This is a genomic window from Planosporangium spinosum (genome assembly GCF_049999945.1).
Classification (GTDB): Bacteria; Actinomycetota; Actinomycetes; order Mycobacteriales; family Micromonosporaceae; genus Planosporangium; species Planosporangium spinosum.
Map to the genome: position 1 here is coordinate 224249 of NZ_JBLYUB010000008.1, position 12499 is coordinate 236747.

Below are 12499 nucleotides of genomic sequence, written 5' to 3' on the forward strand. Positions count from 1 at the left end.
GGTAGCGACCGCGCTGGCACACCGTGCCTGGTCGGTCAGCGTAACCGAGCGCGGGCGGGACCTGCGCGGAATCGGCGCCGGAATCCGCCTCTGGGCGTAATCGGCGTCCCTGCCCGGCACGGCGCAGCCACTCCGAACCCCGAGGTCGAGGCCGACGAGCGGATCACCGTCACCGAGGCCCGGCGACTGTTCATCGCGGCCGCCCGCGCCGGCTGGACGGCTGGGAGATCGGCTCACTGGAGTGGGGCTAGCGAATCTTGCCGTCGGGAGACCTTCCGTCGGGACACCGGCGAGTCGTGAACGCGGGCCAAGCAAGCGGCAACTCTTACCAATGAAGGGCACACATAGATGGCACGTAACGGACCGGGCGCACAGCAGGGGATTTCGGGTGTCGAAACCAGATCCATCGACTACATCCCGCTGAACGAACGCCACGGCAAGGCCTGGGAGCAGGGGCCGTTCTGGATGACCGGCGGCATGGTCCTGCCGTCTCTGCTCATCGGCTTCATCGGCCCGTCGATGGGGCTCGGGCTGGGCTGGACGCTGCTCGCCCTCATCGCCGGCATGGCGTTCGGTACCCTGTTCATGGCGCTGCACGCCAACCAGGGCCCGCTCCTGGGGCTGCCCCAGATGATCCAGTCCCGGGCCCAGTTCGGCGCCCGCGGCGCGATGTTCCCGATGCTGGTGGCGGTCTTCATCTACATCGGCTACAACGTCTTCTACTTCATCCTGTGCGGCGACGCCATCTCGGTGGTGCTGCCCGGCGGCAAGGTCTGGTACGTCGTCTTCTCGGTCATCGCGCTCGTCATCGCGATCGTCGGTCACGACCTGCTGCACACCTTCCAGCGGTGGTCGAGCTACTTCATCATCGTCGTCTTCGCGATCCTCACCATCGTCATGATCGTGCACTACCCCGTGCACGGCGCCACCCCGGTGGCCAGCGGCTGGTCGTTCAAGGCGTTCCTGGTGCAGTTCGCCGCGGCGGGCGGGTACCAGATCAGCTACGCCATCTACGTGTCCGACTACTCCCGGTACCTGCCCGAGGAGACTCCCCAGCGCAAGCTGATCGGCTGGACCTTCGTCGGCGCGATGGTCGGTGCCGGCTGGATGGGCTGCCTCGGGGCGCTGATCGGGGCCTACATCAAGGAGCCGGACGCGATCAGCGCGCTGCACCAGGTGGGTGACTACCTGTTCCCCGGCTTCGGCGCGATCATCGCGCTGAGCACCATCCCCGCGATGGTCGGCACCTCCGGCGTCAACGCCTACGGCGCCATGCTGACCGGCGCGACCATCGTCGACGGTGTCCGGCACGTGCATCCGACGCTGCGGATGCGCATCGTCGGCCTGCTCATCGTCAGCGTGATCGGCACCGTGCTCACCCTGGTCATGCCGGCGAACTACCTGGGCGCCTTCAACACGTTCCTCGGCATCATGGTCTACCTGCTGGTGCCGTGGACCGCGGTGAACCTGGTGGACTTCTACCTCGTCCGGCGCGGCCACTACAGCGTCGAGGACATCGTCAACCCACGTGGCGCGTACGGCCAGTGGTCCTGGCGGGGGCTCACGGCGTACTTCGCCGGGTTCATCGCCATGATCCCGTTCTTCTCGCTGAGCTTCTACGTCGGGCCGGTGACGAAGGCGCTGGGCGGCGCGGACTTCTCGTTCGTGGTGGGTCTGCTCGTCGCCGGGGTGCTGTACCTGCTGATCTGCCGGAACCTTCGGGCCACGGAGTCCTACCAGCGTGGCTCGGGCGCGGAGCGCCAGGTCGTGGCGCTGTAAGGCGAACAGTTCGCACGCGTCGCCGGCGGTCGGATTCGGACCGCCGGCTTCGCGCGTGCGGTGAACACCCGAACATCTCGAAAGACAGGTAAGGATCGATGCAGCAAGACGCGCAGGCAGCCGACGAGGTCATCTTCGCCGACCAGGTGCTGACGATGGGCGGCCGGGAGATCTCCGGTCCGGCGGCCGTGGCCATCCGGGACGGGCGGATCCTGGACGTCGTCCCTCGCGAACGCGCCGGGGACCACATCGGATCGCGCACCCGGGTCCTCGATGCCGGGCGGCGCACGATAATGCCGGGCTTCGTCGACGTACACGCACACAGCGAGGTCGCGGCCCGCACCCGGTACCTCACCGTCGACTGCCGCGCCCCGGAGTGTGCCACGATCTCCGACGTCCTGGACACGCTCACCGACGCGCTGCCGCAGGCGCGTGACGGTTGGCTCGTCGGCGAGGCCAACCTGTTCTACGACCAGAAGCTCGCCGAGAAGCGCTTCCCGACCCGTGCCGAGCTCGACTCGGTCAGCCGTACCGTGGCCATCGCGTTGCGCTGCGGCGGGCACCTCACCGTCCTCAACAGCCGGGCCCTTGAGCTCGCCGGCATCGACGCCGACTACCAGGCGGTGACACACAGCATCACCGGTATGCCGACGGTGGAGCGGGACGCGGGCGGCGTGCCAACCGGCATCGTCAAGGAGATGGACAACCTCCTGCCGCTTCCCGGCCTCGGCGCGGACGAACTGCGCACGGCCATCGCCGAGGGCATCACGGAACTGTTCACGCGTCACGGTGTGACCACCATCGGCGAGATCTCCGAGACCGTCGACGGCATGCGCCACTACGACGCCAACCTCGCCGCCGGGACGCTGGCCGCCCGCATGCACTTCTACCTGTGGGTGCCCGGCACCGTCTCGCTCGACCAGGCGTGCGACCACCGCTCGTGGCTGCGATTCGACTCGCCGGAAGACCTGATCCGGGTGCAGGGGGTGAAGATGTTCTCCGACGGCGGGTACTCCGCCGCCAGCGCCGCCATGAAACGGCCATACGCGCTCGACCCGCACGGCCACCACTGCGGCGCGGTGGCGCTGAGCGCCGAGCAGCTCGCCGAGGCGCTGCGGCGCACGGCCGAGGCCGGCCTTCAGCTGGCCGTGCACGCCAACGGCGACCGCGCCCAGGAGGAGGTGTGCGCAGCGTTCGAGGGCATCCAATTGCCGGCCGGAGCGCTGCGGCCCCGGGTCGAGCACGCCGGGAACTTCGTGCCGGACTACGAGTGGGCTACCGAGGCGTGGCGGCGCGCCGGCATCATCCCCGTACCGCAGCCCGTCTTCCTGTACAACTTCGGCGAGTTCATCCCGACCTACGTGGGGGAGTACGCGCGCCGCGGCCAGTTCCCGTTCCGGCGCCTGCTCGACGACGGGTGGCCCATCTCCGGCAGCTCCGACGTCTGGATCGGCTCCGAGCAGCGGCAGACGAACCCGTTCTTCAGCATCGCCTGCTGCGTGAGCCGCCACTCGTTCCACGGTGACCCGATCGAGCCGGACCAGACGATCAGCCGGATCGAGGCGTTGCGCATGCACACGCTCAACGCCGCGGCGGCGATGGGGCAGGACGGCAACCGCGGCTCGCTCGAGCCGGGCAAGTTCGCCGACCTGATCATCGTCGACCGTGACCCGCTGACCTGCGCCGAGGACGAGATCGCCGGAATCGAAGTCGATCAGGTCTTCCTCGGCGGTCGCTCGGTCCACGTCCGTGCCGGCGCCCAGGATGTCACCGCATGAGCCCCGACATGACAGGAGACCAGGTGCAGCCGAACTGGATCGCTGGTCTTCCAGCGCGGTCCGACGACGTTCTCGAGGTCGTCCACCCGTGGGACGGCCGACCGGCGGGTCTGGTCAGCCTCGCCACGCCGGAGCAGGTCGAGACGGCGGTCGCCGCCGCCGACGCGGTGCGGGGCGCCGCCGCTGCGCTACCGGCCCACGTGCGGGCCGGCGCCCTCGACCACGTCCACGGGCGACTGCTCGAACGGGCCGACGAGATCGCCCGTCTGATCACCGCCGAGTCCGGTAAGCCCCTGAAGTGGGCGCGGGCCGAGGTCTCCCGCGCGGCGGCGGTGTTCCGACTGGCGAGCGAGGAGGCCCGCCGGTGGAGCGGCGAGCTGCAGCGGCTCGACACCGACCCGGGCGGCACCGGCCGGGTTGCGATGATCCAGCGGGTCCCGCGCGGACCGGTCCTGGGCGTCGCGCCGTTCAACTTCCCGCTGAACCTCGTCGCGCACAAGATCGCCCCGGCGATCGCGGTCGGCGCGCCGATCGTGCTCAAGCCCGCGCCGAAGACGCCGCTGTCCGCGCTTGTGCTGGGGGAGTTGTTGGCCGAGACCGACCTGTCGGCCGGCATGGTCTCGGTGGTCGTCGTGCCGAACGAGCGCGCCGCCGACCTGGTCGCCGATCCGCGACTGCCGGTCGTGTCGTTCACCGGCTCCGGGCCGGTGGGCTGGGCGATCCGGGACGCCGTCCCGCGCAAGCACGTCACCCTCGAACTCGGCGGTAACGCCGCAGCCGTGGTCTGCCCGGACTGGAGCAGCGACGCCGACCTCGACTGGGCGGCATCGCGCATCGCGACCTTCGCCAACTACCAGGCCGGACAGTCCTGCGTGTCGGTGCAGCGGGTGCTCGTGGACCGGTCGGTCGCCGACCGGTTCCTCGACCGACTCGTGGCGGCCGTGCGTGCGCTGCGTACCGGCGACCCGTGGGACGAGACCACCGATGTCGGTCCGCTCATCGACGTCGGTGCCGCCGAGCGGGTCGAGGAGTGGGTGCGGGAGGCGGTCACGGCCGGCGCCACGCTGCTGACCGGCGGTACGCGCGACGGCGCCACCGTCGCGCCGACCGTGCTCGCCGACGTGCCCGCGGGCGTGAAGCTCTCCGGCGAGGAGGTCTTCGGGCCGGTGCTCACCGTGACGACCGTCGACGGGGTCGACGCCGCGTTCGCGACGGTCAACGACTCGCGGTACGGGCTGCAGGCGGGCGTGTTCACCCACGACCTCCGGGTCGCGTTCCGGGCGCAGGCCGAGCTGGAGGTCGGCGGTGTCATCGTCGGCGACGTGCCGAGCTACCGCGCCGACCAGATGCCCTACGGCGGCGTCAAGGAGTCCGGCGTGGGCCGCGAGGGCGTGCGTTCGGCGATGGAGGACCTCACGCACGAGAAGGTTATGGTGCTCGCCCAGCTCTCATGATCGTGAAGGATTCGGGGCGTCATGACGCCCCGAATCCTTCACGATCACGTTGTGCAAAGGGGCGGGAGTGGCGTATGCCGCTCCCGCCCCCTTTGGGTCTGTGTCGACTACTTGGCGACCTTGCCGACCAGTTCGGCGCCCGCGTGCGCGGCGACGTTCACCTTCGCCTGCCACGGTTTCGACTTGCCGGCCGCCCAGATGAGCGCGGAACGGACATCGGCCAGCTGGCGGGGCCAGCGCGTACCGACCTTGCCGTAGAGGCGCGAGTACTTCTGCGTCGCGTCGGTGACGGGGCGCTGACGCGCTTCCCAGCCGAGGAGGGCCGACGGGATGTTGGTGGCGCCCTCGAGCATCATCGCCAGTGCGTAGCCGTTGGTCATCGCCAGGCACGCGGCCTGGCCCAGGTTCGGCGACATCGCGCTCGCGGCGTCGCCGACGAGCGCGACGTGGCCCTTGACCCAGCCGTGGCAGCGGACGTCCGCAAACGACGCCCAGCGGGAGACGTTCGGGATCCGGTTGAAGAAGTGGCGCAGGTGCGGGAACGACGCGCTCCACGACTCCACGTTGAACGGGCGCTCGCGACCGGCGAGGTCGGTCGACGGGCAGCAGGTGTAGATGTAGACCTGCTCGTCGGAGACGGGCGTGATGCCGACGCGGCGGCCGCCGTTCCAGTACTCGAGCGCGTGGTTGACCGGGTCGTGCGGGAGCCGTGGGACCAGGTGCCGGCTGCAACCGTCCCTGAGGTCCTTGACCTCGATGTTCAGCCCGATGGAGTTGCGCACCGCGGAGCCCACGCCGTCGGCGCCGACGATGAGGTCGGCCTTGTGCGACGTGCCATTCTCGAGGAACAGTTCGCCATCCTCGGAGGCGCCCGCGACCAGCGAGTTTGTGACGATCTCGACGCCGGCGCGCTTCGCGGCGTTGCCGAGCGCGCGGTGCAGGTCCGTGCGCAGCACGGTGTAGAGGCGTACGTCGTCGGACTTCATCCAGTCGTCCTGGATGGGGCGCTGGCGCTCGTCGAACAGCCGCCAGCTCTCGATGCGCTCGGCACGGCCGAGGGCCTCGTCGAAGGCGCCGAGATGCTCGAGGACGCGAACCGCGTTCTCCCACATGAAGATGCCGGCGCCGATCTCGCGCAGCTCACTGCCACGTTCGTGGAGGCGAACGCTCCACCCGCGCTGCGCGAGCGCGGTAGCTACGGTCAACCCACCGAGTCCTCCTCCGGCGACCTCCGCATGACGCACTCCAGATGGCATTCGAACGTCCTTCCACCAACACAGGCATATTGAGAATCGACGCGGCTGCTCCGCAGTCGGATCGTGCTGTAGACCGCGCGTGGGACGCCGCTCACGTGAGCCGCGTGCAGACCGTAATCAGTCTGAAGACGACATGTCAAGGGATGAAACCGTCGTAGCTCGTGTGTTTCATGGCGCTATCAGTCTCCGTGGGGGCCACCAGCTCGCCCGTTCGGTCGAAACAAGGCGTCAGTTGCGGGCTGGAGCGGCTACTCGTCGCGGTAAACGGCCGAATTCCGCCGCTGTACGCGCATCTGGTGGCTGGATATCGTCGATTCCATGAAATGAGAGCACCATCGGGCCGATAGAGTTCGGTACACGGGAGTCGCTGGCGGTCCGTAACCACCCGGCCGGCCACGCGTCGCGAACTCGAGGAGGACAGCCGGTATGGAGCGTGTCGCGGGGCGGGCCCCAGGGGACCGCGGTGTCTAGCGCGGCATCGGCACGGGACAACCCGACAACTATGGTGACCGCTATGCACGGATCGGCGTACCTGGTGTCCGGCTTCCCGGGCGCGACCTTCCCGTCGCCCGGCGACGCAGACAACCGCGCGCACCTCTCCGAGCTGGACCGGTCACTGATCCGGCTGTTGCAGCTCGACGGCAGGCGATCCTTCGCCGCGATCTCGCGCGAGCTGGGGATACCGGAGAAGACCATCCGCAGACGGGTGAACGAGCTGCTGGAGAGCCGGGTCATCCAGATCACGACGGTGGCCGACCCGGCCGTCCTCGGGTACACCGTCGCGGCTCTGGTCGGCATCCGCGTCGATGGGCGGCGCGGCATCAAACCATTGATCGAGTCGTTGGCGAAGCTGCCCGCGGTCGACTACGCCGTGATCACCACCGGCCGTTACGACGCGCTGGTCGAGGTGCTGTGCCGGGACACCGCCGAACTGCTGACCGTGGTTGACGAGTCGTTCGTCCGGGCGCCCGGGGTCCGGTCGGCCGAGGTCTTCCCGTACCTGCAGCTGCACTACCAGGAACCGGTCTGGGACGTGGGACAGCGCAATGGCGGGAACGGCCAGGCTGAGGCGCGCGCGCCGCTCGACGGCACGGACCGGCGGATCGTGGCTGAGTTGAGCACCGACGGGCGGCTGCCGTTCGGGCTCGTTGGCGAGCGGCTCGGGATCTCGGAGTCCCAGGTGCGCAAGCGGGTCACCCGCATGCTCCAAGAGAAGACCATTCGCATCACCGCCATCGCCAACCCGCGCAGTCTCGGCTTTGCCATGCAGGCCTGGATGGCGATCCGATGCGCCCCGGGCCACAGCATCACGGATCTCGCGGACACCCTGACCAAGCTGCCGTCGATCAAGTACGTGGTCACCTGCGCCGGGCGGTTCGACATCTTCGTGGAGGCGGTCTGCCGCGACTCGCGCGACCTGATGCACCTTGTCGACTCCGACATCCGCACGCTCACCGGGGTGGCTCACACCGAGTTGCTGCTCTGCCTGGACCTGTACTACCGCGCGGTCCAGCCGGTGACGCTGGAGAACTGACGCTCCGTGTCAGGCGGGCCGGGCCGCCTCCAACGTCGCCGCCGGCGTGCCCGCGTCGATCAGCGCCAGCGACACCGTGGCGGCGTGCCGTAGCTGGCTGAGATCAGGTTGTACGCGTCGACCGCCGTGTGCACCCGGGGCAGCTTCCCGTTCTTGGACGGTCGCCGGCTCAGCGTGTCCATGCTGCGCCGTGAACGGCGAGGGTTGGTCCCGAACCGCCGGTAGGCCTCGTGCCACGAGGCGACGGGTGGATCGCTCTCGCCCAGGGCCTGCCAGGTACCCGCGGCCAGCTGATCCTCCAGTCGCCGCACGGCCACCGTCACGCCCGGCCGGTCTTCAACGCCGTCGGCTCCAGCGCGGCGGCACTGAGCGCGCCCGGTCCCCATCGTGCGTATCGATGCTGCTCAGCCCTGGGCGAAGCCGATCGCCGAGGTCGTCGGGAAGGTGCGGATCAGTTTCCGGTTGACGAACTCCTTGATCCCCAGGTAGGACAACTCCCGCCCGTACCCGGAGCACTTGATGCCGCCGAAGGGCAGTTCGGGCCGGGACGAGGTGGGGTGGTTGATCCAGACCATGCCGGTGTCGAGCCGCTCGGCGACCCGGCGGGCCCGGTCGAGATCCCGGCACATGACGACGCCGCCCAGCCCGTACGGGTTGTCGTTGGCCAGACTGACGGCCTCGTCGTCGTTGGCGACCTGGTACACCACGGCCGCCGGCCCGAACAGCTCCTCGTGGTAGGCGCGCATGCCGGGGCGTACGTCGGTGAGGATCGTCGGCTCGACGAAGGCGCCGGGCCGGTCGATGCGCCTGCCACCGGTCACCAGGGCGGCGCCCTGCGCGACGGTGTCGCGGATCTGGCTCACGAGGTTCTCGGCGGCCCCCTCGGACGACAGGGGACCGAGGGTCGTCGCCGGGTTCATGGGGTCGCCCGGGGTGAGCGCCTCGAACCGTTGGCGCAGCCGGTCGACGAACTCGTAGTAGATGTCGGACAGGACGATCATCCGCTTGGCGCTCACGCAGCTCTGCCCCGTGTTGCCCAGGCGGCCGACGACGGCGGCGTCGATGGTCCGGTCGAAGTCCTTGCCGTCGAGCACGATGAACGGGTCGCTCCCGCCGAGCTCCAGTACGGTCTTGTCGATGTTGCGCCCGGCCCGCTCGGCCGCGCTCGCACCGGCCCGGTCGCTGCCGGTCAGCGAGACGCCCTGTACCAGTGGATTGTCGATGATCCGCCCGACCCTGGATCCCCGTACGAACAGGTTCGTGTAGCCGCCGGGGGGAGCGCCGGCGTCACGGAACAGCTGTTCGAGCGCGAGTGCCGACTGCGGGCAGTTGCTCGCGTGCTTGAGCAGGATCGTGTTACCCGCAACCAGGTTGGGCGCCGCGAAGCGGGCCACCTGGTAGAGCGGGTAGTTCCAGGGCATGATGCCCAGGAGCACGCCGAGCGGCCGGTTCGCCACGACCGCCGTGCCCTCGTCCACGGTTATCGGCTCGTCGGCGAGGAGTTCCGGCCCCTGCTCTCCGTAGTACCGGAGGATGTCGACCACGAGATCCACTTCGCCGTAGCTCTCCTCGATGAGCTTGCCCATCTCCAAGGTCACGGTGCGGGCAAGCTCGTCGCGGCGCTGCTGCATCAGGTCAGCAGCCCGGCGTACGACCTGCGCGCGTTCCCCGGCGGACAGCCACCGCCACTCCTGGAACGTCCGGTGAGCCTGGTCGACCGCTCGGTCGGCCTCCTCGTCGGTCATCGCGGGGAACTCGCGCAGTACCTCGTTGTGGTACGGATTGACGCTCTTGATCGACGTGCGCGCGACTGATGGCGTGGCGGTCATGATGTCTCCTCGGGCGTGTTCCTGACCCACTGCCCAGCGGAGGTGGCATCGAACGCGCGGGCGGCGCTTCGTCGTCAGCTCTGCTTGTCGTTCAGCTCGCCAAGCGCGGCCACCGCCGCCGCGACCGGCCGGTCATCGGGTACCGCGTACGCGGCCATGACGGCATGCGCCGGCAGCGGCCCGTGCACATGGGGAAAAGAGCGTGGCCCCCTCGCGACGGCTCCCACCGGAGATCCTCGTCGAGCCGGTCCGGGTCCACGGCGAGCAGGACCAGCCCGGTCTGCCCGGCGAAGTGCCGCTGCGCCGTCTCGACGACCTGGTCGGGGCCGGAGGGTGGATGAAGCCGTCACGCCGGTCGTGCGCCGAACCGTCGCGGTGGCCCGGGGCTTCGGCTGCCGCCCATTCGGCGGCCGACAGCAGCTTTAGATCATGATCTTGTCGATCACGTTCTGCAGCCTACGGGCGGCCTGCCGCCGGCTCGGGGTCGGTCGTCTGCTCGGCGTCAGACCGCCGGGTGAAAGGATATTTCGCATTGGCAACTATCGTCATGGGATCATGCCATGGCTACCGCCGCGGATCAGGATCGTCGGCTGCGGCCAGACCAGCGCAACGCGTTCCTCGCCGCGCTGCTGGGCTGGACGATGGACGCGGGCTCGTACATCGACAAGGCGGCCGCCGTCAGCCGGGACCTCGACGACCCGGAGAACTTCGGCAAGCAGAACGTCGCCGACGGTGCCGCCCCGTAGGGCCTAACCCGGCACCCGCTGGCGGGCCTTCGCGAACTGCTCGACGATCGCCGCGCAGAAGGCGGGCAGGTCGGCGGGCGACCGGCTCGTGGTGAACTGGCCGTCGATGCACACCTCCTCGTCGACGACCTCCGCCCCGGCGTTGCGCAGGTCCGTCCGCACGCTCGGCCACGAGGTCACCCGGCGTCCACGTACGACGTCCGCCTCGACCAGCATCCAGGGACCGTGGCAGATCGCGGCGACCGGCTTGCCGGTGGCCACGAACTCCTTGACGAATTTGACGGCGGCCTGGTTGATGCGCATGTTGTCCGGGTTGACCGTGCCGCCCGGGATGAGCAGCGCGTCGTAGTCGTCGACCTTCGCGTCGGTGACCACCCGGTCGACCGCCACGGTACCGGCCGAGATCAGGTCGAACTGACGCGCCTGGATCTCGCCGGGGTGGAGTGAGATCACATCGCTCTGCGCGCCGGCGCCGTAAAGCGCGCCGCGCGGCATCACGAGCTCCACCCGCTCCACACCGTCCGCGGCCAGGATCGCGATCTTCCGGCCCTGCAGTTCCCGTGCCATGTCGTGCCTCCTGCGATTGAAGGTCGTGCCACGGGCCGGGGTAGCCGGCCCGTGTCGGCCATACCGGTCAGCGACCGCCGTCCGGATGCATGACGACCTTGGTCCAGCCCTGTTCGCGCTTGTCGAAGTGCTCGTATCCGGTCGGCGCGGCGTCCAGCGAAAGCTCGTGCGAGACGACGAACGACGGCCGAGCCTTGCCCGCCACGATCAGGGCGAGCAGTTGCCGGTTGTAGTTCTTGACGTTGCACTGGCCGGTCCCCATGGTCTGGCCCCGGATCCAGAACTCGCCGAAGTCGAAGGCGACCTCGCCGTCATGCGCCTTGTACAGCGGGTCGGGGTGCTTCGGGTCCCGCGCCACGTACACGCCGACGACGCCGATCGTGCCGGCGAACTTCACCGAGTTCACGAGGTTGTTCAGCGTGATGTTCGGGTGCTCGGAGCCCTGCGCGTCGGTCGCCTGGTACCCGACGCACTCGCATCCCCGGTCGGCGCCCTTGCCGCCGGTGTCTTCCATGATCTTGTCAATCGGGTTGGTCTGCTCGAAGTTGATCGGGATCGCACCGATCCGCTCCGCGAGCTCGAGCCGGTCGGGGTGGCAGTCGACCTGCCAGACCTTGCTGGCGCCCTGGATCATCGCCGAGTGGCAGGCCATCAGCCCGACCGGTCCCGACCCGTAGATGACGACGGTCTCACCGGGGTTCAGGCAGGCCAACCGGGTGGCGTGCCAGCCGGTCGGGAAGATGTCCGCGAGCATCACGTAGTCGCGCTGCCGCTCGGAGTCCCGGGCGTCCTCGGGCAGGACGAGGCAGTTGAAGTCGGCGTAGGGCACCCGCAGCAGTTCGGCCTGGCCGCCGTTGTACGGGCCCATGTCAGCGAACCCGTACGCCGCACCGGCCATCCGGGGATCCGGGTTGGTGGTGAGGCAGAAGGCGGTGAGACCTCGCTCGCAGTTCTCGCAGAACCCGCACGAGATGTTGAACGGCAGGACGACCATGTCGCCGACGCGCACCTTGTCGACGGCGTCGCCGACGGCGACCACCTCGCCGAGGTTCTCGTGGCCGAAGATCCGGCCGGGTTCGAAGTCGGTGCGACCCTCGTACATGTGCAGGTCCGAACCGCAGATGTTCGTCGTGGTGATCTTCACGAGAGCATCGGTCGGACGTTCGATCCGGGCGTCCGGCACGTCCTTGACGTTGACGTTACGCGGCCCGTCGTAGACGACAGCCTTCATCTGGCCCTCCGGGGTTTAAGGTGCTGTCTTCCGGCCAACCGACCTACCCACGCTCAGGGCATCCACTCGTGCCCGGGCTGCCCGGGCTGCCCGGCGGTCCCGTCGTACGGCTCGGTGATGTCCTTGAACCGTTCCTCGGCGCCGGGTTCCTTGTTCACGTCCGGGTGGTTGCGGCGGGCGAGCTGCCGGTAGGCCCGCTGGATGTCCTGCGGGCCGGCGACGCGCGGGACGCCGAGGATGTCGTAGTAGTCCCGATCGCCCCTCGCCATCTCACTCCCGCTTTCCGGCCACCGCCACCGCCACCGGATGTAGCAGGATGTCGACG

11 protein-coding genes are annotated in these 12499 nt (G+C 69.2%); 5 read left to right on the forward strand and 6 right to left on the reverse strand.

Annotated features, from left to right (window positions below):
- The first annotated feature begins 348 nt into the window (after positions 1 to 348).
- The 3 genes from ACNTMW_RS13950 (at position 349) to ACNTMW_RS13960 (ending at position 5011) form a co-directional block, all read left to right on the forward strand.
- Entirely contained in the window at positions 349 to 1779 is a 1431-nt protein-coding gene (locus ACNTMW_RS13950) for a purine-cytosine permease family protein (protein WP_426633941.1), read from the forward strand.
- Between the two features lie 98 nt (positions 1780 to 1877).
- Positions 1878 to 3557: an amidohydrolase gene (locus ACNTMW_RS13955; RefSeq protein WP_426633942.1), complete on the forward strand. Its 1680-nt coding sequence runs from the start codon at positions 1878 to 1880 to the stop codon at positions 3555 to 3557.
- Between the two features lie 8 nt (positions 3558 to 3565).
- Positions 3566 to 5011 (forward strand): aldehyde dehydrogenase family protein, encoded by a 1446-nt coding sequence (locus ACNTMW_RS13960; RefSeq protein ID WP_426633944.1) that lies wholly within the window; start codon positions 3566 to 3568, stop codon positions 5009 to 5011.
- A gap of 107 nt (positions 5012 to 5118) precedes the next feature.
- On the opposite strand, the gene ACNTMW_RS13965 is transcribed toward ACNTMW_RS13960, so the two are convergent.
- Positions 5119 to 6267, reverse strand: a complete 1149-nt coding sequence (locus tag ACNTMW_RS13965) for an FAD-dependent oxidoreductase (RefSeq protein WP_426633945.1) — start codon at positions 6265 to 6267, stop codon at positions 5119 to 5121.
- A 514-nt stretch (positions 6268 to 6781) separates the two neighbouring features.
- On the opposite strand from ACNTMW_RS13965, the gene ACNTMW_RS13970 reads away from it, so the two are divergent.
- On the forward strand, positions 6782 to 7801 hold the full coding sequence (locus tag ACNTMW_RS13970) for an Lrp/AsnC family transcriptional regulator (RefSeq protein WP_426633946.1): 1020 nt from the start codon (positions 6782 to 6784) through the stop codon (positions 7799 to 7801).
- A gap of 59 nt (positions 7802 to 7860) precedes the next feature.
- On the opposite strand, the gene ACNTMW_RS13975 is transcribed toward ACNTMW_RS13970, so the two are convergent.
- The gene (locus tag ACNTMW_RS13975; RefSeq protein ID WP_426633947.1) at positions 7861 to 8124 is read right to left on the reverse strand and encodes a hypothetical protein; all 264 of its coding nucleotides are present in this window, start codon (positions 8122 to 8124) and stop codon (positions 7861 to 7863) included.
- Positions 8125 to 8205: 81 nt separating this feature from the next.
- On the reverse strand, positions 8206 to 9630 hold the full coding sequence (locus ACNTMW_RS13980) for an NAD-dependent succinate-semialdehyde dehydrogenase (protein WP_426633948.1): 1425 nt from the start codon (positions 9628 to 9630) through the stop codon (positions 8206 to 8208).
- Positions 9631 to 10190: 560 nt separating this feature from the next.
- Here ACNTMW_RS13980 and ACNTMW_RS13985 point away from each other — a divergent pair.
- Complete coding sequence (locus ACNTMW_RS13985) at positions 10191 to 10376, forward strand: hypothetical protein (RefSeq protein ID WP_426633949.1); 186 nt, start codon at positions 10191 to 10193, stop codon at positions 10374 to 10376.
- Positions 10377 to 10379: 3 nt separating this feature from the next.
- Here the strand turns inward: ACNTMW_RS13985 and ACNTMW_RS13990 are convergent, their stop codons facing one another.
- From ACNTMW_RS13990 to ACNTMW_RS14000, 3 genes are all read right to left on the reverse strand, one after another.
- Positions 10380 to 10943, reverse strand: a complete 564-nt coding sequence (locus ACNTMW_RS13990; RefSeq protein ID WP_426633950.1) for a type 1 glutamine amidotransferase domain-containing protein — start codon at positions 10941 to 10943, stop codon at positions 10380 to 10382.
- Between the two features lie 67 nt (positions 10944 to 11010).
- On the reverse strand, positions 11011 to 12174 hold the full coding sequence (locus tag ACNTMW_RS13995; protein WP_426633951.1) for a glutathione-independent formaldehyde dehydrogenase: 1164 nt from the start codon (positions 12172 to 12174) through the stop codon (positions 11011 to 11013).
- Between the two features lie 53 nt (positions 12175 to 12227).
- Complete coding sequence (locus ACNTMW_RS14000; RefSeq protein WP_426633952.1) at positions 12228 to 12443, reverse strand: DnaJ domain-containing protein; 216 nt, start codon at positions 12441 to 12443, stop codon at positions 12228 to 12230.
- Positions 12444 to 12499: the final 56 nt, after the last annotated feature.

Coding starts and splice junctions, on each gene's coding strand:
- ACNTMW_RS13950 (WP_426633941.1), top strand. CDS start 349: ATGGCACGTAACGGACCGGGCGCACAGCAGGGGATTTCGGGTGTCGAA.
- ACNTMW_RS13955 (WP_426633942.1), top strand. CDS start 1,878: ATGCAGCAAGACGCGCAGGCAGCCGACGAGGTCATCTTCGCCGACCAG.
- ACNTMW_RS13960 (WP_426633944.1), top strand. CDS start 3,566: ATGACAGGAGACCAGGTGCAGCCGAACTGGATCGCTGGTCTTCCAGCG.
- ACNTMW_RS13965 (WP_426633945.1), bottom strand. CDS start 6,267: ATGCCATCTGGAGTGCGTCATGCGGAGGTCGCCGGAGGAGGACTCGGT.
- ACNTMW_RS13970 (WP_426633946.1), top strand. CDS start 6,782: ATGCACGGATCGGCGTACCTGGTGTCCGGCTTCCCGGGCGCGACCTTC.
- ACNTMW_RS13980 (WP_426633948.1), bottom strand. CDS start 9,630: ATGACCGCCACGCCATCAGTCGCGCGCACGTCGATCAAGAGCGTCAAT.
- ACNTMW_RS13985 (WP_426633949.1), top strand. CDS start 10,191: ATGGCTACCGCCGCGGATCAGGATCGTCGGCTGCGGCCAGACCAGCGC.
- ACNTMW_RS13990 (WP_426633950.1), bottom strand. CDS start 10,943: ATGGCACGGGAACTGCAGGGCCGGAAGATCGCGATCCTGGCCGCGGAC.
- ACNTMW_RS13995 (WP_426633951.1), bottom strand. CDS start 12,174: ATGAAGGCTGTCGTCTACGACGGGCCGCGTAACGTCAACGTCAAGGAC.
- ACNTMW_RS14000 (WP_426633952.1), bottom strand. CDS start 12,443: ATGGCGAGGGGCGATCGGGACTACTACGACATCCTCGGCGTCCCGCGC.